This window comes from Corynebacterium sp. 045007, from assembly GCF_040743205.1.
GTDB classification, from domain to species: Bacteria; Actinomycetota; Actinomycetes; order Mycobacteriales; family Mycobacteriaceae; genus Corynebacterium; species Corynebacterium jeikeium_D.
Genome location: NZ_JBFLKW010000003.1, coordinates 68,902 through 88,889 on the forward strand (window position 1 = coordinate 68,902; position 19,988 = coordinate 88,889).

Annotated in this window: 17 protein-coding genes; 4 read left to right on the forward strand and 13 right to left on the reverse strand. The window is 57.1% G+C overall.

The genetic code is table 11. The annotated features are described in order from the left end of the window. Positions 1 to 36 precede the first annotated feature (36 nt). The 3 genes from AB1Z34_RS02635 to AB1Z34_RS02645 are packed head-to-tail and all read left to right on the forward strand — an operon-like array spanning position 37 to position 2,007. The gene (locus AB1Z34_RS02635) at positions 37 to 654 is read left to right on the forward strand and encodes a biotin transporter BioY (protein ID WP_016422610.1); all 618 of its coding nucleotides are present in this window, start codon (positions 37 to 39) and stop codon (positions 652 to 654) included. 34 nt (positions 655 to 688) lie between these two features. Next, complete coding sequence (locus tag AB1Z34_RS02640; protein WP_016422609.1) at positions 689 to 1,390, forward strand: energy-coupling factor ABC transporter ATP-binding protein; 702 nt, start codon at positions 689 to 691, stop codon at positions 1,388 to 1,390. Then, positions 1,387 to 2,007: an energy-coupling factor transporter transmembrane protein EcfT gene (locus tag AB1Z34_RS02645; RefSeq protein WP_367157849.1), complete on the forward strand. Its 621-nt coding sequence runs from the start codon at positions 1,387 to 1,389 to the stop codon at positions 2,005 to 2,007. The genes AB1Z34_RS02640 and AB1Z34_RS02645 overlap by 4 nt, the downstream gene beginning before the upstream one ends. Before the next feature lie 5 nt (positions 2,008 to 2,012). Here the strand turns inward: AB1Z34_RS02645 and AB1Z34_RS02650 are convergent, their stop codons facing one another. The 11 genes from AB1Z34_RS02650 to dapB all read right to left on the reverse strand — a co-directional run bounded on the left by AB1Z34_RS02650 (position 2,013) and on the right by dapB (position 14,679). Next, positions 2,013 to 2,840, reverse strand: coding sequence for a PspA/IM30 family protein (locus AB1Z34_RS02650; protein ID WP_005509356.1), 828 nt, complete (start codon positions 2,838 to 2,840; stop codon positions 2,013 to 2,015). 141 nt (positions 2,841 to 2,981) lie between these two features. Continuing rightward, the gene (locus tag AB1Z34_RS02655) at positions 2,982 to 3,416 is read right to left on the reverse strand and encodes a helix-turn-helix transcriptional regulator (protein ID WP_048733491.1); all 435 of its coding nucleotides are present in this window, start codon (positions 3,414 to 3,416) and stop codon (positions 2,982 to 2,984) included. A 51-nt stretch (positions 3,417 to 3,467) separates the two neighbouring features. After that, positions 3,468 to 4,010: a CinA family protein gene (locus AB1Z34_RS02660; RefSeq protein WP_258225214.1), complete on the reverse strand. Its 543-nt coding sequence runs from the start codon at positions 4,008 to 4,010 to the stop codon at positions 3,468 to 3,470. A 24-nt stretch (positions 4,011 to 4,034) separates the two neighbouring features. Next, positions 4,035 to 4,601, reverse strand: coding sequence for a CDP-diacylglycerol--glycerol-3-phosphate 3-phosphatidyltransferase (gene pgsA, locus AB1Z34_RS02665; RefSeq protein ID WP_048733493.1), 567 nt, complete (start codon positions 4,599 to 4,601; stop codon positions 4,035 to 4,037). A 31-nt stretch (positions 4,602 to 4,632) separates the two neighbouring features. Next, positions 4,633 to 5,766, reverse strand: a complete 1,134-nt coding sequence (locus tag AB1Z34_RS02670; protein ID WP_088611974.1) for a TerC family protein — start codon at positions 5,764 to 5,766, stop codon at positions 4,633 to 4,635. 236 nt (positions 5,767 to 6,002) lie between these two features. After that, positions 6,003 to 9,296, reverse strand: coding sequence for a DNA translocase FtsK (locus AB1Z34_RS02675; RefSeq protein ID WP_367157850.1), 3,294 nt, complete (start codon positions 9,294 to 9,296; stop codon positions 6,003 to 6,005). A 105-nt stretch (positions 9,297 to 9,401) separates the two neighbouring features. Further along, on the reverse strand, positions 9,402 to 10,019 hold the full coding sequence (locus tag AB1Z34_RS02680) for a TIGR03085 family metal-binding protein (protein WP_070602471.1): 618 nt from the start codon (positions 10,017 to 10,019) through the stop codon (positions 9,402 to 9,404). A gap of 89 nt (positions 10,020 to 10,108) precedes the next feature. Further along, positions 10,109 to 12,190: a ribonuclease J gene (locus AB1Z34_RS02685; RefSeq protein ID WP_049170842.1), complete on the reverse strand. Its 2,082-nt coding sequence runs from the start codon at positions 12,188 to 12,190 to the stop codon at positions 10,109 to 10,111. Further along, the gene (gene dapA, locus AB1Z34_RS02690; RefSeq protein WP_367157851.1) at positions 12,190 to 13,095 is read right to left on the reverse strand and encodes a 4-hydroxy-tetrahydrodipicolinate synthase; all 906 of its coding nucleotides are present in this window, start codon (positions 13,093 to 13,095) and stop codon (positions 12,190 to 12,192) included. Before dapA ends, AB1Z34_RS02685 begins: the two co-directional genes overlap by 1 nt. 58 nt (positions 13,096 to 13,153) lie before the next feature. Next, complete coding sequence (thyX, locus tag AB1Z34_RS02695) at positions 13,154 to 13,906, reverse strand: FAD-dependent thymidylate synthase (protein ID WP_016422599.1); 753 nt, start codon at positions 13,904 to 13,906, stop codon at positions 13,154 to 13,156. A 20-nt stretch (positions 13,907 to 13,926) separates the two neighbouring features. Further along, positions 13,927 to 14,679: a 4-hydroxy-tetrahydrodipicolinate reductase gene (gene dapB, locus AB1Z34_RS02700; protein ID WP_049170836.1), complete on the reverse strand. Its 753-nt coding sequence runs from the start codon at positions 14,677 to 14,679 to the stop codon at positions 13,927 to 13,929. A gap of 262 nt (positions 14,680 to 14,941) precedes the next feature. Here dapB and AB1Z34_RS02705 point away from each other — a divergent pair, with 262 nt between their 5' ends. Then, positions 14,942 to 16,330, forward strand: coding sequence for an MDR family MFS transporter (locus tag AB1Z34_RS02705; protein WP_246819623.1), 1,389 nt, complete (start codon positions 14,942 to 14,944; stop codon positions 16,328 to 16,330). A gap of 97 nt (positions 16,331 to 16,427) precedes the next feature. On the opposite strand, the gene AB1Z34_RS02710 is transcribed toward AB1Z34_RS02705, so the two are convergent. Together AB1Z34_RS02710 and AB1Z34_RS02715 are read right to left on the reverse strand one after the other, a co-directional pair. After that, a complete protein-coding gene (locus AB1Z34_RS02710) occupies positions 16,428 to 17,384 on the reverse strand; it encodes an aldose 1-epimerase family protein (RefSeq protein ID WP_070643069.1) in 957 nt (318 codons plus the stop codon). A gap of 157 nt (positions 17,385 to 17,541) precedes the next feature. Then, positions 17,542 to 19,839: a polyribonucleotide nucleotidyltransferase gene (locus AB1Z34_RS02715; protein ID WP_367157879.1), complete on the reverse strand. Its 2,298-nt coding sequence runs from the start codon at positions 19,837 to 19,839 to the stop codon at positions 17,542 to 17,544. Positions 19,840 to 19,988: the final 149 nt, after the last annotated feature.

The window sequence follows — 19,988 nt, forward strand, 5'->3', positions numbered from 1 at the left end:
CCCCTGCCTGAACAGTGCTCAACTCAGGGGTTTAAGATGAGAGCTGTGAATAATTCCAAGGTGTATGACCTCACTATTATCGCTGCTTTCGCAGCACTAATCATCGTGCTCGGCGGCATTGCCATTCCCGTTGGCGGCCTCGGCGTGCCAATCGTGCTACAGAACATGGGCATCGCACTGGCCGGGATGATTCTCGGATTCAAACGTGGCGGCCTCGCCACTACCCTGTTCCTGGCTGTTGGTCTCGTGGGTGTCCCAAACATGGCGGGCTGGAAACCACTTCTCGCCGCACTCCCCGGCCCTACCGTGGGTTACATTGTCGGCTATTTAATTGCCGGTTTCGCAATCGGCGCGATTGCCCAGCAAGCACCACGGGCGAAGGTTTCACGAATCAGCGTCTTCATCGGCGCAGGCCTCGTCGGAGTTCTACTACAGTACTTCTTCGGATCTGTCGGATTGACTTGGCGTATGGGACTTAGCTTCACCGACGCACTGATTACCAACGTCCCGTTTATCCCAGGCGACGTGGCAAAGGTTGTCGTAGCCGCGCTTATTGCTACTGCCGTACTGCAGGCTTTCCCTGATTTGCTTCCCGACGCTGCCAACCGTAAGCAAAGTCGTTTGGTTAAGGAAGCAGCCACCTCGGGCAATTAACCCCACAGAATTAGAAAGGGTCTCGAGTCGCACTATGCCCACCATCGCTTTTGACCGCGCGTCCGCAACCTATTCGGGACGCCAGATACTGAAGCCGACCACGCTAACTCTCACAGAGAACCGCATTGGCATTATCGGCGAAAACGGTGGCGGTAAGTCCACGCTGGTGCGACTCATTAACGGCCTGGGCCCGGTCACTGGTGGCACGGTCACGTATGAGGGCATGAATGTCGCAAAGCAGGCAAAGGCAATTCGCAAGAATGTCGGCTTCATCTTTTCTGATGCGGATAACCAAATTGTGATGCCGACAGTCGCAGAGGACATTGCCTTTTCACTACGCAAGCGAAAACTGCCAAAGGATGAGCGCAACCAGCTGGTGCAGGAAGCTCTTGAGCGATTTGGGCTCGCCAATCATGCTGACGCCTCGCCACACTTGCTCTCGGGTGGACAAAAACAGCTACTGGCGCTGGCGGCAGTGTTAATTCTTAATCCCACGACCATTATTGCCGATGAGCCCACTACGCTCCTCGACTTGCGCAATCGTCTCCACATTCGGAGTATCTTCGCCCAGCTTGAGCAGCAAATTATCGTGGTCACTCATGATCTGGATTTTCTTATGGACTTCGACCGAGTTATCCGTGTAAGCGCAGGAGAAATCGTCGACGACGGTGCGCCGAAGGAAGTTATTGACCGATACGTCAGCGATATGACTCGTGCGGAAGAAGGCCGCTCATGATTCATCCAGCCGATGTCCCGTTAGGGCTTTACCTAAACCATAAGTCCCCTGTGCACAGGCTCCCGACGGCCCCCAAACTCATCATTGTCATCGCATTTTTATTGCTCACCGGGATTCTCGTGGATACCTGGCTAGGCGGGGCGATTGCCCTGGCAATTGTCACCCTCGCTTATGCGGTGGCCAAGGTGCCACCCATGGTTGCTTTCCGACAGCTCCGTGGAGCCGTAGTCATTTTGGCGCTGCTTTCGCTTCTCCTGTGGTGGCGCGCCGGAGGTGAGCAAGCGCTGACGACCTTCCTCGCACTTCTCTCCGCAATCGCAGCGGCAATATTGCTAACGCTGACGACCCGCGTCAGCGACATCATGGATACTTTGACCGCTGCGATACAGCCGTTCGCCCGTCTCGGCCTACCAGTCGACACCATCGCGCTCGCACTATCGCTGACGCTGCGTATGATTCCGCTTCAGGTTATGGCCGCTGCCGAGGTACTGGAGGCTCGAAAAGCCCGAGGGGCTACCGGCTCAATCATTGCCTTCGGCGTACCTGTGGTCATCCGAACCATTAATCGCTCGAAGGCAATGGGCGATTCGCTAATCGCACGTGGCGAAGGTGAGTAGGAGAATTAATTGCCCTCACGCAGCTGGCGCATGCGCTCAGCAACAGCAGGGTCAACGTTGGAGGCAGCGCTTCCCTCGATGGACTTCTGAGCCTCGCCACCAGAGAGCTCGTTGCCACCGTTCATTTCTGCGCGGATTTGCTCCAGGCGAGAGTGCCCAGCAAGCTGAACGCCTGCGGCCTCTACCTCAGCCATACGCCCCTGAACCGAGTTCTGAGCTAGCTCGGCCTGACCAAGAGCGTTAGCGTAACGACGCTCAATCTTGTCACGAACCTGATCCAGATTAGGTGTAGCCCCCGAAGAAATCTGATTCATCGACTGCAGGGACTCAGAGACCTTCTCCTGCATCTTTGCTTGCTCCAGCTGGCTGAGGAGCTTTGCGCGCTCCGCGACCTTCTGCTGCAGCTGCATGGAATTACGCTCGACGGCCTTCTTAGCCTGAGCTGCCTGCTGCAGCGACTGATCGTGCAGAGCCTTCAAATCTTCTACCGACTGCTCAGCAGTAACCAACTGAGCTGCGAAAGCCTCAGCTGCGTTCTCATACTCCGTAGCCTTGGCGGTATCCCCCTCAGCACGAGCCTTGTCAGCGAGCTGCAATGCCTGACGAGTGTTCCCCTGCAGCTTCTCAATCTCAGCGAGCTGACGGTTAAGGCGCATTTCCAGCTGGCGCTGATTACCAATCACCGCCGCTGCCTGCTGCGATAGTTCCTGGTGCTGCCGCTGGGCATCCTCGATAGCCTGCTGAATCTGAACCTTCGGATCAGCGTTTTCCTCAATCTTGGAATCAAAAGCGGCCATCAAGTAATTCCACAGCTTTACAAATGGATTAGCCATAGCGTCCCATACACCTTTCTTATTGCAACTACCTCAAAGCAGGTCTGTGCTTATCGCGCACCCAATCTTAACTAAAGCCGAGCGTCTTCGGGTGCTAAGTACCGGAGCAATGGAATGAAATTCCACCGCCGCAACCAATTTCTACATCGCTGCCAATTCTGGGCTCGCCGAATGCAGGGCCATCGCTGTGGCCGCTTCCATCATCAAATCCGACACCGTCACACCAAGCGCCGCGCATACCGACGCCAGCAGCTCAGATGAGACTTCTTTCCGTCCACGCTCAAGCTCAGACAAATAACCAGGGCTAATAGCCGCATTTTCAGAAAGCTCACGCAGCGTCTGTCCACTACGCGAACGGATATCACGCAGCGTCTCCCCCAGTGCCTCTCGCAGGAGTGGCTCACGGGATTCTCCCCGTTCCGCCAAATCCTGTGCCGTTAACTTTGCAACCGATCCAGGCTGCTCCGCTACAGCCACCCGCGCCGACGGTGCTGTGGCATCCATGGAAGCCTCCAAAGCAGCAGCGCTATCTACCTCTGGGTAGCGAATGGTCATAAGTGCAGTATTGTTGGTCATCACTTTCTCTAACGCTTTAGAGGGCCGACCTGTTCCCAATTTTCAAAAATTCTACTCACCGTCGAGATTCTGCAACAACAGTTCTAACGCCAATACCACTGCTTGACGACGAATCTCCGCGCGCGAACCCTCTTTATTCACCGGCAACCTAACAGCGGTTACCCCATCAAGGTACGAAACCTCCGGCGGTTTCAGACCACACCAGACTTCACCTACTGGGTGCCCATCCTGCATCGCTGGACCAGCAACGCCAGTTAGCGAAATCCCCCAGCCCGCCACTGTCTTATTCGCCACTCCAAGTGCCATATACCGGGCCGTCAACTCGGACACGGGGCCATATGCGGCCAAAACATCCTTTGGCACGTCGGCAAGCAACGCCTTTGTGTCAGTGGCGTAGGTGACCACGCCACCGCGCAGAACGGCGGAGGCTCCCGGTACGGAGGCGACGGTGGCGCAGAGAAGACCTGCGGTAAGTGATTCTGCGGCTGCAAAAGTCTCGCCGCGGGAGGCAAGCGATTGGACGAGTTTAAGCGAAACGCCGTCGACAGCGTCAGCGTTTTCGTCACTCTGGGCGAGATGGTCGACTGTGTTCACAGCTTTAACCTCCACTGAATTCCTCTACGAGACCTTACGCGCATCCACAATGTACTGGATTCCGGTACCGACGGTGACGACGATGGCGGCAATCATCACAATCCAGGACGGCCAGAACAACCAGTCCACTGGCATCAGGAATAGCCCCACTGCTACAGACTGCAGGACCGTCTTTATCTTGCCGCCCCGAGAAGCCGGAACAACACGCCCCTGACGCAGTGCGAACATACGCCAGATGGTGATGCCACCTTCGCGAATCACGATGATGACAGTCACCCACCACGGCAGAATCTCGATGATATTCATACCGATCAGCGCGGCCAGCATCAGCGCCTTATCGGCAATCGGATCGGCAATCTTGCCAAAGTCGGTAATGAGATTACGGCTGCGTGCGAGGTGCCCGTCCAACTTGTCAGTCGCCATCAGAAGCGCGAAGACGACAAACGACCACCAGCGCCAATTGGTGGCTTCGCCGCCCTCCTGAAGAAGTACCCACAGGAATACCGGCACTCCGAGGATGCGAAGCACGGTCAGGAAATTGGGCAAGTTCCAGTTGGAAACACGGCTTGTATCAGCACTTGGAGCAGTCACAGTTGTTACCTTATCTCACAATCGTGTTCGATTAATGCCCAGGCTCGTTCTTACCGATGTGCGAACCGTTAGTTTCGTTTCCGGCCGACGCTGACCTCTCACCGACAGAGGTAGAGGAAGCGTGAGAGCCAAGGCCGTCGTCGTTTCCATAATCATCGTGGTGAACACGCGGAAAGGCAATCGCACCCATGTTTTCATCACGCTTAATCTTGAGCCACGATGCCAGGACAGTCACCACCAGTACGATGACGATGACCGCCAGCGACACCCAGGTCGATACTTCAGGCACCGACACGTTCTCACCGCCGTTAATAAACGGCAGGTTGTTTTCATGCAGTGCGTGCAACAGCAACTTCACGCCAATGAAGGCCAGGATGACACCCAGACCATAAGCCAGGTACACCAAGCGATCCAGCAGACCGTCAAGCAAGAAGTACATCTGACGCAAACCCATGAGAGCCAGGGCATTTGCAGTAAAGACGATGTATGCCTCATCCGTCAGGCCGTAGATAGCCGGGATAGAGTCAAACGCAAACATCACGTCGATAAAACCGATGGACACCAGCGCGATGGCAAGCGGCGTCAAGTAACGCTTGCCGTTTTCCTTAACGGTCAGCTTGTCCTTGTTGTAATGATCCGAAATTGGGACAATTCGACGCAGCCATTGAATCAGCTTCATATCCGACGGATCGGGTTCCGGCTTATCGACGGCTTCGTCGTACACCGTCTTGATAGCCGTGTAAATCAGGAAAATTGCAAACAGGTAGAAAACGTCGGACCACTTGGCAATAACGGCAGCACCAGCCCAAATGAACAGGCCTCGGAATACCAGCGCCATCGCAATACCTAACAGCAAAACCTTTTGCTGGTACTGGCGTGGAATCTTAAACGCACCGATGATGAGCGCAAAGACAAACAGGTTGTCTACGCTGAGCGCCTTTTCAGTGATATAGCCCGATAGAAACTCAATGCCTCGGTGGTGATCCCATAACAACCACACCATTCCGCCAAAAATTAATGCCAAGACTACGTAGAAAGCGGTCCAGCCGCCGGCTTCCTTCATAGTTGGGTTATGCGGCGTGCGAACGTGTGCATAGAAGTCAAAGGCGATAAAACCCATGACGACCACAATGGTGATAATCCATACCAATGCGGGGACATGCATATTAAAAAAAGACCTCCGGTCGTGCGAACATGAACCGGAGGTCTCTCCTGCTTCTGCCAAAGTGGCAAAAGTGACGGCACCGGGATTGAATCTGCACAAAGCAAGTCTGTGCGTCCAATCCGTGCTGACGATAACCGTCACGGGCTAGCGGAAAACATCCGCTTCTACCGGGGATACTCCCCTCCACGTGTGCCGACTATACACGCAATCAGAAACGGCGGTGAGGCTGGGTCGTCCTACGCCATAGACTGATTCGGATCAGCGTCGACTACGTTTACTTCTTCCTTAGGAGCGTCCTCCGGATTTGCGCCCTTGATCATCCACTTAATGGTTTCGAGCTCCTCTGGCTTGACCAGCACCTCACGTGCTTTAGAGCCCTCTGATGGCCCGACGACTCCGCGAGTTTCCATCAGGTCCATCAGTCGACCAGCCTTGGCAAAGCCGACTCGCATCTTGCGCTGCAACATCGAGGTCGACCCGTGCTGTGCGGTGACCACCAGCTCGACTGCCTGAAGCAAATCTTCCAGGTCATCTCCAATATCGGGGTCAATGTTGCGCTCAGCCTCAGCGCTCTTATCCTCTGTGACACCCTCGGTGTAATCCGGCTCGGCCTGTGCCTTAGCTGCATCGACTACGGCCTGAATCTCCTCGTCGGTGACGAAGGCACCCTGTAGACGTCGCGGCTTGCCTGCACCCTGTGGGATGAACAGGCCATCGCCCATACCAATGAGCTTTTCCGCACCGCCCTGGTCAAGAATGACGCGGGAGTCCGTGAGTGACGAGGTAGCGAATGCCAATCGCGATGGCACGTTCGTCTTAATCAAACCGGTGACCACATCCACAGACGGACGCTGCGTAGCCAACACCAAGTGGATACCGGCGGCACGGGCCTTCTGCGTGATGCGCACAATCGCATCTTCGATATCGCGGGGTGCGGTCATCATCAGGTCTGCCAGCTCGTCGACGACACAGACAATGTACGGGTACGGACGGTACTCGCGTTCCGAGCCAAGTGGCGTCGTAATCTCACCGGACTTGACCTTACGGTTGAAGTCCTTGATGTGACGGACGCGGGCGGCCTTCATGTCCATGTACCGCTGTTCCATCTCTTCAACCAGCCACTGCAGAGCCGCCGCGGCCTTCTTCGGCTGAGTGATGATTGGCGTAATCAGGTGAGGAATCCCCTCGTAGGGAGTCAGCTCGACCATCTTCGGGTCCACCAGAATCAGTCGGACATCCTCCGGGGTTGCACGCGTCAGCAGCGACACCAACATCGAGTTTACGAACGCGGACTTACCCGAACCGGTCGAACCGGCAACGAGAAGGTGCGGCATCTTCTGGATAGAGTGCGAGATGAACTCGCCCTCAATATCCTTACCGAGGCCAATCAGCATCGGGTCATCGTTCGCAACGGTTTTGGGCGCGTTGAGTACGTCGGCAAGCCGAACCATCTCACGGTCGTTGTTCGGTACCTCGATACCAACGGCTGACTTGCCCGGAATCGGAGTCAGCAGGCGGACATTGTCGGTCGCTACCGCATAGGCAATGTTGGACTGGAGGTTCGTGATCTTCGAGACCTTCACGCCCGGGCCAAGCTCGACCTCGTAGCGAGTCACCGTCGGACCGCGAGAGAAACCAGTCACTGCAGCGTCGACCTTGAATTCTGCGAATACCTCAGTAATCGCTTCAATCATGCGGTCGTTCGTCGCCGTACGTGTCTTGGGGCGCTCACCTGGGATCAACAAGTTAGTCGATGGCAGGTGGTAGTCAGACTCCGGCGTGCATGCCGACGAAGCGGACGTACCCTCGGCGTCCTTTTCCAATTCAGACTTCGGAGTTGTGGCCGGAATCTTAGAGGCATCGATGCCAGAACGAGCGGCAATGGCATCCATAGTGCGACGGGTAGCCTCAGAAACCGCATCCCGCGAATCGTCGACAGACGACTCGCCCTGCGGGGCACTCTCGGGCGCTACGGTCTCAGGCTGAACGGGCTGTTTCGGAGCTCGGGAAGCGGAAACACGATTGCGTTCGCTGCTGCTCGCTGCAGCAGCCTCCTGCGTCGGGTACTCGGAGTACTCGTCATACTCCTCGTCGGCAGCGTGGTAGTTCGTGCCCCCGACAGCCGGAATAGTCGATTCCGTTTCGGCGGTGTCCCGATGCACAGCATCCGACTGAGTTTCCTCCACGTACTCAGCCGCCGGAAACGCCGGCTCCACCGGGGAGACTCGGTTGCAGTGCTGTGCCCCATGCCGGACATCAAACACTGTGGTCTTTGCCGAATCGTAGTCGACATCCTCAACCTGACGGGCAGGTCGCGGAGCCTGTCGAGTCCTCTGCGGCTCTTCGTCCAAAAGATCGTAGAGGTTACCGTCAGCATCCGGTTCGTCGTAAGGCGCGGGTTCGGGTGCAGACATACGGCTATCCGCGCCACGGCGAGGAGCTCGGTAAGCAGAGCGATCGGTCGAACGCGACGAGGAATGATGCGTGCGGCCGCTGTGGCTTGGGCGACGCTCGATTAGCTGCGTCGGCTGGTCAAAGTCCTCATCGGCATATGCGGTATCCGAATCCCAGCTCGCACGACGTTCCAGCATGTCATCGACATTGCCGTAGGGATCGTCCGATTCCGGCTCGTCGCCGGCACGACGCGAAGACCACTCGGAAAAGTTGAAGTACTCCTTAGTGGCATCGATGAGTTGACGCACCGTCGCGCCAGAGAGCACCAGAGCGCCGTAAAAAACGATGCCCAGCAACAAAACCACGGCGACCCACGAGGTAAACCCGGCTGCTAGCGGCGAACCGATATAACCACCGATTGCGCCACCAGCTGCACGTCGCCCCTGCCAGTCCGCAGGACGACCAGAGCCGATATGCACAATTGCGAGCAGACCCACCACAATCAGCGAAGCTCCAGTAATGGTAGGTGTCAGACGTTCACGACGCGGCATCGCATCCAGCATCATCAATACGGAAACAACACCGAGCAGCACCGGAAGTACAAAAGCGCCGATACCAATGAGCGTGCGCACTGCCGTTTCAATGAACTCCCCCACTGGCCCTGCCAGGTGGAACCATGTCGAACCAGCGAGCACAATTGCCAACGCCAGCACGAGTAGTGCCAGGCCATCCTTCGAGCCCGGTTCACCACCCTCCTCGAAATCTGCGTCGAACTCGTCAGCTGACACGGAGGCCGGTGCCGGCGGTTCAATTACATCGTCATAGCCGCTAGCTGCTTTACGACGCTTCCTACGGGGCTTCGTCGAAAAATCGGCGTCACTTTCGCGCCGCGCCATATTCTCCTCTTCGTTTCGCTTATTTTTGCGACCGCTGACCCGCCGGGCAAGACCGGCCACGCCGCGGGCAGTTTCAGTCCAGGCGCTGGCCAAGCTATTGCCCACGAACGACATGGCGCTAGGAGTGCGCTCGAATTCCTCCGTGGCGCTGTGCACGGGGTATCGCCGCGTGGCATCTGTCTCCGCAGAGCGGGAAGATCCACGACGATTGTCAGTTCTGGTTCGGCTGGTCGCAGACATGACCATTACCTTACAGCTAACACCGGATCGTTTTCACATTAGTCACACGCGTGTCATTGTTTAACAGGCGTGCTGTCGCGACCACCCAGAACTGAGAACGTGATTTTAAAGACTGTTGCGCTTGATGCCCGATTCGTCGCCGTCGATGGTGACGCGTACTTCGTCACGGCCATAGAGCCACAGCACCAGTTCCCCGACGCTTCCGTGGACAGTCACAACTGGAGCACCTTTAGCACTGTTGTCGATTAGGGTCACCGCAACTCCGTCGTCACGCATTAGCACCACGGTCGAGGTCGAACCGCGCAACATCATACGACCGGCAGTAGTGACCAGACGCCACAGGTCCGAAACTCCGGAGGGTGGCAGCTGACGAACGGTCCAGCCTTCCTGGGCACGACGGACATCCTCGTGATGGACGAAGTTCTCCGCAGCGTTGACGTAGCGGTCTGCCCAGTTCATTGGATTCCATCGCGGAGCACCACTACCCCACTTCCCCACCACTTCGACGTAGGGCATTCGATTGACCTCAGCGGTAACAGCATCGAGGCGGTCCGAAAGCGCCTTGACGAACATCCCGCCAGCGGCATCCAGACGGTTTTCGCGAATGTACAGGTGGTTGGCAAGATCCCGGGTCGTCCACCCCTCGCACAAGGTCGGTGCGTCGGGGCCGACGCTGAGCAGTAGATTAGCTAGGTCTTCACGTTCCCGTTCAGCAAAAGTCATAGCTCCAGCCTAGACCAGGCACGGAGAAGCCCGCATCCACACGGTTGTAGGTGGATGCGGGCTCTTAGGCTAAAAGACGCTCTAGAAACTTAGATGCTTTCGCGCGACTCCTGGATTTCCTCATCGGTAACCTCTTCGGCTGCCTCAGAGGACATCGGCACGATGGTCGGAACGACCATCGGGCTGCGACGCCACTTCTGGTTAATGACACGCTCGGTGCGGCGACGAACTTCCTGAGCCATACGGTACGGGTTGTTCTCGCCACTGCCAGCCAGGTCAAAGAGAGTATCGTCAACGACCTGCTCGACGGTTTCGAGCACTTCCTTGGCGTCGTCCGAGTAACCGCGAGCCTGAGCCCGTGGTTTCTCCAACGGGCGGCCAGTGCGGTTATCAATGACGGCTGTGACGGTGATAAGACCACCTTCACGCATTTCAGCACGGTCTGCCAGCACGTCAGCGTCGACGTCACCCATGGTGACGCCATCGACGTAGAGGTTACCGACCGGAACCTGGCCAACTACACGAGCGCGGCCATCAACAAGGTCGACTACCACACCGTTCTGAGCCAGGACAACGTTCTCTGGCTTCACGCCAGTGGACACAGCCAGCTCCTTGTTGGCACGGAGGTGGCGCCACTCACCGTGAATCGGCATGACGTTCGACGGACGAGCTGCGTTGTAGAGGAACAGCAGCTCGCCGGCAAAGCCGTGACCGGAGGTGTGAACCTTCGCATCCTTGCCGGTGATAACCGTGGCACCAATTTGGGCCAGCATGTTGATAACGCCGAAGACTGCCTCTTCGTTACCGGGTACCAGCGAAGAACTGAGGATAATCAGGTCGCCATCACGGACGGTGATCTGACGGTGCTCACGGCGGGCCATGCGAGACAGCGCAGCCATTGGCTCACCCTGCGTACCGGTAGTCACCAGCACGACCTTGTGGGGCGCCATGCGAGCGGCCTCGTTCATCTCCACAATGGTATTTTCCGGAGCGGTCAGCAGCCCCAATTCCTGCGCGATGCGCATGTTGCGAATCATAGAGCGACCGTTGAAGGCAACTTTGCGGCCAGCCTTAACAGCTGCGTCGATGACCGCCTGCACGCGGTAAACATTCGATGCGAAGGCCGCGACGATAACGCGCTGCTTGGCATCCATAATCAGACGGCGCAGAGTTGGAGCCAATTCCGCCTCGGATCCCGAGAAGCCCGGAATCGTAGCGTTGGTGGACTCACACAAGAAGAGGTCGATTCCCTCATCACCGTAGCGGCTCAGCGCCGGCAGGTCAGTCGGCTTTCCGTCCGGCGGGGTCTGGTCCATCTTCACGTCACCGGTGTGGACGACCATGCCAGCTCCGGTCTTAATGACGATGCCAAGGCACTCCGGAATCGAGTGGTTGACATTGAAGAAACGCAGATCGAACGGACCACGCTGAATGTGGCTGGTGTCGTTGACCTCGATGACCTTCGGGCGCTGACGGTGCTCCTGTGTCTTGGCCTGAATCAGTGCCAGGGTAAAGCGAGAAGCAATAATCGGGATGTCCGCGCGCTGCTTGAGCAACCAAGGGATAGCACCGATGTGGTCCTCGTGACCGTGGGTGACCACGAGAGCTTCCACGCGATCCCACTTGTCTTCCATGTAGGAGAAGTCAGGCAGGATCAGGTCAACACCCGGCTCATCCGAGCTCGGGAACAGCACGCCGCAGTCGACGATGATCAGGCGGTTCTTGTACTCCAACACGGTCATATTGCGACCGATTTCGGAAATACCGCCCAGTGCAACCACGCGCAGGCCGTCCTTAGGGGCCTTCGGCGGTGCAGGAAGACGCTGCGTCAAGTCTGCACCCTGCATCGACTGGACTACGTTACGACGGTTGCCACCGCGTCCGCCACGGCCACCCCTCGAACTATTTCCGCGGTTACCTCCACGGCCGCCGCGACCACCGCGGGAACCGCGGTTGGAAGAATTCGAAGAACCTTGGGACTTCTTAGCGTTACCGGAGTTCTTACGCTCACCGGAACGCTGCGAGGACTTCGAGCCGTTGGATTTAGCTCCACCCTTGTCGGAGCCCTTGGATGCAGAGTTATTGGACTGCTCTGCTGCAGCCACGTCGGACTCGGAAGGCGGACCAGCCTTACGAGTTACCTTGCGGGCGCGATTGCGTCCTTCAGCCACTACAGAACACCTGCCTTCCGCATAGCTTCTTCAAGCACCTCAAGCTGCTGGTCATTTGCTGCAATTTGCGGCAAGCGTGGATCTCCTATCTCAATGCCCTGCAGACGCAGAGCGGATTTAGCAAAACTTACACCGCCAAGTGCAGCCTGAGCGGCAAACAGCGGAGTCATCTTCGCGTGGGCAGCCTGCGCACCAGCAAGGTCTCCCTTGTCAAAGCAAGAGCGCACCTCAGCCAGCAGCTGCGGGGCTGCATGTCCAATAACGGAAATAAACCCGGTGGCGCCAATAGACAGCCACGGAAGGTTCAGCACATCGTCACCGGAGTACCACGCCAAATCAGTATTAGCGATAATGCCGGCGGCAGCTCCCAAATCCCCCTTGGCGTCCTTAACAGCCTGGATTCTCGGGTGCTCCGCCAACCGGTAAATGGTATCAACTTCAATCGGAATAACCGAACGCGGCGGAATGTCATACAAACACACCGGCGCCTCGGTTGCGTCAGCCACTGCCGTAAAGTGACGGTACAGCCCCTCCTGGGACGGCTTGGAGTAATACGGCGTGACGACGAGCAGCGCATCCGCGCCCGCCTCCACAGAAGCCTTTGCCAGCTCGATGGACCCGGCCGTGTCATTGGTGCCGGCACCGGCCACGAGCTTAACCTCGTCACCCATCTCTGCACTGACAGCTCGGAGAAGCTCAAGCTTTTCCTCAACCGTCGTAGTAGGCGACTCGCCGGTAGTACCGGCCAGAATGAGTGCATCGCAGCCACCGTCTACAAGATGACCAGCGAGCTGCACACCCGCCTTGACATCGAGGTTTCCGTCCTTATCAAAAGGGGTCACCATAGCTACGGCGACGGTGCCGAAAATGTCAGCACCGCGAGTTGACGCAATTCCTGTGCTCATTGTTGACTACCTTTTCTTAAAAATCTCAATCGACTATATCTTCACACTGTACGTGCGATTACCCCTCGAAGGCGTAAGGACTCGATGCGACGACCGACCCATCCTTCAGAGTGTTAATCTCAAAATCCCCAAAAGCAACAGGAGCACAGCGCTGCAGCTCCCGCAGGCAAGCCACTGCCAACTCCCGAATTTCAGCATCGGCATGCTCAGTCGCACGCATCGAAATGAAGTGGCGCCAAGACCGGAAATTACCAGTAACCACGATTCGAGTTTCGGTGGCATTGGGCAAAACCGCCCGGGCTGCCTGGCGTGCCTGCTTTCGCCGCAAGATAGCGTTGGGCTCGTCGGCCCACTTCTCTTCCAGTGCGTCTAATAACTCACCATAGGCGAAACGGGACTGATCAACCGCGCTTTCGAAAACTCGCAACAGATCCGGGTCCTCCGCAATTGCGGGAGGAACCACAACATTGTTGGAACTGGCCGGCACAAACCGCTGCGACAACTGCGAAAAGGAAAAGTGGCGGTGCCGTGTGAGTTCATGTGCACACGAGCGCGACAGCCCACGAACATAGATGCTTGCACTTGCGTGTTCAAAAAGTGAGGTGTGGCCTACCTCAAGCACATGTCGCAGATATCCCCTATTCGTCGCCGTTCGTGGATTGGGCTTGTCCCACGTTTCATAACAAGCCCTGCCGGAGAACTCAATCAATGCTTCCCCACCATCGGCATCGCTATCAAAGTCGATGTCCTCCGGCGGGAAGAAGTTGGTCGCGGCGATTAGCTGCGCCTTGAGAGTGACATTTTCAGACATTTTCAGTTAACTCCCGGCCATTAAAGTCCCAGGAACGGCTCCAGTCCCACAGTCAGGCCCGGAAAATCCTCAATCTTGCGCACACCCAGCAGAACGCCTGGTACGAAGCTGGTGCGCGAGTAGGAGTCCTGCTTGATGGTGAGCGACTGCCCTTCTGCACCGAAGATAACGGTCTCGTGAGCCACCGAACCGGTCATACGGACTGCGTGCACCGGAATGCCCTCGACCTCAGCACCGCGAGCACCATCGAGAGTTTGCTCAGTGGCGTCCGGCTGCTCCCCCATGCCGGCTTCCTTGCGAGCACGAGCAATAGCCTCAGCAGTGTGGATAGCGGTGCCCGAGGGGGCATCCTTCTTAAAAGGGTGGTGCATTTCGATAACTTCAGCGGAATCGAAGTACGGAGCGGCTAGCTCCGCCATCTTCATGGTCAGTACCGCGGAGATTGCGAAGTTCGGTGCAATAAGAACATTGGCCTCACCGGCGGCGTCGTCAAGCCAGCGCTGCACCTGATCGAGGCGCTCCTTGGTAAAGCCCGTAGTACCCACGACGGCGTTGATGCCATTCTTAATGCAGAACTCAAGATTGCCCATCACAGCGTCGGGCTGAGTAAAGTCAACAATGGTCTGCACACCAGCGGTGACAAGTTCATTCAGGTCATCGCCAGAGTCGAGACCCGCTGCCAGCTCCAAATCGTCGGCGGCTTCAACTGCCTCGCAGATGGTGGACCCTACCTTGCCCTTGGCGCCAAGTACGCCGACCTTGATATTGCTCACAGCTATTGTCCTTTCCCAACGGGTTTATCTTTCTCCCTTACCTTAGAATGTGTTGGCCAACTTGTGTGCCAATGCCCCGTCCGCTTTGCCTTTTGTCGACTTACGACGGGGTTTTTGTTGCGCTAAGATTCCATGTCTTCGACAATTACCTATTTTTGTACCGATATATAGAAAGAGACTTCAATTGGTTTCTGAATCTGAAGATTCCGAACTCAGCCCAAGTTCGGAGGCACCACAGGCCGATGCGCCCAAAAGTGCTTATATGGCCATTTACGTGCTACTAGCTGCGGCATTCATGGCTATCTTGAACGAGACGGTTATGAGCGTCGCAATTCCCGTCGTCAAGGCGGACCTCGGAATCAGCGCAGCTACCGCAGGCTGGCTGACAACATCGTTCCTACTGACCATGGCAGTTGTCATTCCGGTCACTGGATTTCTCATTTCGGCAGTGCCGTTCCGCATTCTTTTCGCGGTCAGTCAAGGACTATTCGTCGTGGGCACTCTCATCGGTGCTTTCGCGCCAAACTTCGCGATCGTTCTGCTCGCACGCATTGTCCAAGCGTCCGGTACCGCAGTGCTGCTGCCGCTGCTGATGACCACGGTGCTCAACGTAGTACCGGAGCATGAGCGCGGGCGCATGATGGGACGAATGAGCGTGGTCATCGCTGTCGCGCCTGCTATCGGACCGACCATCTCCGGTCTCATTCTGGAGATCGCAAATAACAATTGGCATGCGCTTTTCGACACGATGTTGCCGCTCGGCCTAATTGTGCTGGTAGTGGGTGTCATTCTCGTTCCCAATATTGAGGAAAACTCCGCGAAGCCCATCGATATCCTCTCGGTGTTCCTCAGTGCCGGTGCATTCGGCCCGCTGGTGTACGCGCTGAGCCGCGTAGGCGCAGAGTTTTCGCTTATCGACGGAATCCTGTGCGTAGTCGGCATCGTGCTGTTGGTATTCTTCATCATGCGCCAGCGCCGTTTGGCACCGCACAACCGAGCTCTGCTGGATCTTCGAACCTTCCGCACAAAGAGCTTTAGGCTGTCCACAATCATTCTGACCATTGGTTTCATGCTGATGTTCGGTGTGATCATCATTTTGCCGCTCTACCTCAATCTGCGAGGTGTCGACGTCAAGACTATTGGTTTGATTGTGATGCCTGGTCCACTGGTTATGGGCCTTATGGGACCGGCTGTCGGTCGGCTCTTTGACAGCTATGGTCCGCGCCCACTGGCAATTCCCGGCTCCGTTGTCCTTGCCCTCGGTCTTTTCGGGCTCGGCTTCATCTCAGCATCGACTCCGCTGTGGTGGATTGTCGCCTGCCACATCGTCCTTGAGATTGGCCTGGGGCTGCTGTTTACTCCGCTGTTTACATTCGGTCTTGGTGATCTTCCGAAGCGCCTCTACCCGGATGGCTCAGCAATTATGAACACGCTGCAGCAGGTTGCCGGCGCTGTCGGTACTGCACTGTTTGTGGCACTGTCAGCTGTTATTGCCGCTGGCCTGTCCAGCACTGGTGCAGCAGCTCCTGCCGCCGACGACGTGATTCGTGGCTATAGCATTGCGATGTTTACCGCCGCGGGATTTGCCGTGGTGCTAATCTTCCTCACCACGCTGCTCAAGCCGCAGCGGAAGAAGATTGCATTACAGTAGCCCCCCCAAGACCGGGGGGAATACCGCCTAAACTAGGCGGCTTGCTCCCGGCCCGGGATTTCCATTGAGGGGGCTGTACTCTTCTGCGCTGGGAAAACTATTTTCCACCCGTTTCCGCGCGCAGCCCCATGGCAAGAGTTGTTGTCTCTCCAGCCTGAACTCGCAGCAAACCGGTACCGGAGCGTAGCGCATCCGGCGGACATGTCATTGGCTCCACCGCAATCGCATTCCCGTGCCCAGGAAATCCTTCTCGTCGTCCGGCGTCCGCAACATAGACCTGGAAGAACCTGAATTCATCATCGGCCCAGAGCACAGCACCCTTGCCATTTGGCCCAACCAAATGCGCTTCACGACGGCGCGGCGAGTCACTCCCCGCTGCCTCCGCGGCAGCAAAGAAGCAGTGATCCAGCCACAGTCCATCCAGGGATACCCCCTCTCGAAGGCTGGGAACCACTGTCTCCGCTGGCACCGCTGGGCCGGCGGGCAAGTTTCGAATTGGCTCCAGTGGCAGGTTTTTATCAACGGGCAACCGCAGTGTGCAACTGTCGAAATCAGCGCCCAAAGCGCTTAAGTAAGGATGCCAGCCCAGACCAAACGGGCACTCCCTATCGCTGCGATTATGCACTGTGAACTCCGCCGATAGGCCATCTGAGGCTGTGACTTGCCAACGCACGGTCAGACCGAGTTCCCAAGGCCAGCCCGGTTGCGGCTCAACTTCCACGCCCAAGGTGACGCTGCTGTCATCAGAATCGACCACAGACCAAACGCGATCTGCAACAAACCCGTGAATAGCATTCGCCCGGGACGGCTCCGAAATATCTAGTCGATGGACTTCCCCATCAAAGATGAATACTCCGTCAGCGACCCTGTTCGGCCACGGAGCCAGGAGCGTACCTGCGGACAACGGTGGATTGAACCCTTTGGGATAGTCAGTCAGCAGTGGCAGGCCACAGTACTCCAGTGATCTCGGACCACCACCGAACTGGGAAATACTTGCGACATAGTCACCGGCCGCAATGTCAATGAATTCATGATCGTGCGCGACAAGTTGCATGCGCAAATCACCTTCCACGTGGGTTCGAAAATTAATCCGTTCGAAACCCGAGATTAACCCAAAACAAAAGCGCGGTTAGGTCAATTTGTGACCTAACCGCGCCCTCGCTACACGCGTTGTCAGAGGCTACCTACAGCACATCCTCCGTCGCCAAGCATTAGTCGTCTTCGACCGGAACCAGCGAGATCTTGCCGCGGTTGTCGATATCAGCGATTTCGACCTGAATCTTGTCGCCGACGTTGATGACATCCTCGACCTTCTCGATGCGCTTGTCGCCACCGAGCTTGGAGATGTGGATCAGACCGTCACGGCCCGGAGTCAGGGAGACGAAAGCACCGAAAGCGACAGTCTTCACGACAGTGCCCAGGTAGCGTTCGCCGACCTTCGGCAGCTGCGGGTTAGCAATGGCATTAATCTGCTCGATTGCAGCGTCCGCGGCCTTACCGGAAGTTGCCGAGACAAATACGGTGCCGTCGTCCTCGATAGAGATATCAGCACCGGTTTCCTCGGTGATGCCGTTGATGGTCTTGCCCTTCGGACCGATGAGCTCACCGATCTTCGAAGCCGGAACCTTAACGGTGGTGATCTTCGGAGCGAGACCACTCATCTCGTCCGGAGACTCGATGACCTCAGCCATGGTGGACAGGATGGCCAGACGTGCATCACGAGCCTGGGACAGAGCATCGGCCAGAACCTTCGACGGAATACCGTCGAGCTTGGTGTCCAACTGCAGTGCGGTAATGAAGTCCGCAGTACCAGCGACCTTGAAGTCCATGTCACCGAATGCGTCTTCGGCACCGAGAATATCGGTCAGTGCGACGAAGCGGTTCTCACCGTCAACCTCGCCGGAAACCAGGCCCATGGCGATACCGGCAACCGGAGCCTTCAGCGGCACACCCGCGTTGTACAGCGACAGAGTCGAAGCACAGACCGAGCCCATGGAGGTCGAACCATTGGATCCAAGAGCCTCGGAGACCTGGCGAATGGTGTACGGGAATTCCTCGCGGGACGGCACGACCGGCAGCAGAGCGCGCTCAGCCAGTGCCCCGTGACCAATCTCGCGGCGCTTCGGAGAGCCAACGCGGCCGGTCTCGCCGGTGGAGTAAGGCGGGAAGTTGTAGTGGTGGATGTAGCGCTTGGAGGTAACAGGAGTCAACGAGTCAATCTGCTGCTCCATCTTCAGCATGTCCAAAGTGGTGACACCCAGAATCTGGGTCTCGCCGCGCTCAAACAGCGAAGAGCCGTGGGCACGCGGAATCAAGCCGACCTCAACGCCCAAGTCACGAATGTCGGTGACACCGCGACCATCGATGCGGAAGCCCTCAGCGAGAATCTTCTCACGGACAATCTGCTTCATCACTGCGTTGTATGCAGCGCGAATCTGCTTAGATGCAGCTTGCTCGTCGACATCATCGGATACGAAGCGCTCCAGCAGCTGCCCCTCGACGTCCTCCATGTACTCATTGGTGGCGTCATCTCGTTCCTGCTTACCCGGAATGGTGAGCAGCTTGGCCAGCTTCTTAGCGGACTTCTTCTCGACGGCGTCAAAAATCTCATCGCTGTATGCCGGGAACAGCGGGAACTCCTGCGTTTCCTTCGCTGCGCGCTCAGCCAGACCCTTCTGTGCCTCACACAGAACCTTGATGTGCGGCTTTGCTGCCTCGAGGCCAGCGGCGACGATGTCCTCGGTCGGCGCCGGTGCACCGTCAGCAATACGCTTGACGACGGTCTCCCCTGCTCCGGCCTCCACCATCATGATGGCGACATCTTCGACGTTCTTGCCGCGACGCTTGCGGGTGACGATACGGCCAGCGACGACCATCTCGAACAGAGCCTGCTCGTGCTGCTCCTCGGTCGGGAAAGCGACCCATGCACCCTCTGGGTGCTTGTCATCAGCAACGAGCGCGATGCGGACGCCACCGACAGCGCCGGAGACCGGCAGCCCGGAAAGCTGAGTTGCAGCTGACGCGCCGTTGATTGCGACAACGTCGTAACGGTCCTTCGGATCCCAGGACATGACGGTGACAACAACCTGTACCTCGTTGCGCAGGCCCTTGACGAAGGTCGGACGCAGCGGACGGTCGATCAGACGACATGCCAGGATGGCATCGGTAGACGGGCGGCCCTCACGGCGGAAGAACGAACCCGGAATCTTGCCCGCAGCGTACATACGCTCTTCAACGTCGACGGTCAGCGGGAAGAAATCAAAGCCCTCGCGGGGCTGGTTGGAAGCGGTGACGGTGGACAGGAGCATGGTCTCCTCGTCCAAGTAGGTGGTCACCGAACCATCGGCCTGACGAGCCAGCTGGCCCGTTTCAAAGCGAATGGTGCGGGTGCCGAAATCACCATTGTCGATGGTGGCAACGGCCTCGGTAATACCGAAATCCTCATCAAAGAAAAATTCAACAGCCTTGCTGTTGGCCATAGGTTTCTTACTCCTAGAAATAGCGGCGATCATCGATGTCGCCTGTAAAAGATCGAATGAACTTCGTTTGCGTCACGCATTCTACCAGCTAACGCGGAAAGTTCTCGTATTGGACGGATCGGAGATATCTCACTGCCATCTGGGTTCTTGCACCTACGCGGGGTTCTAGGAGTTTGCGG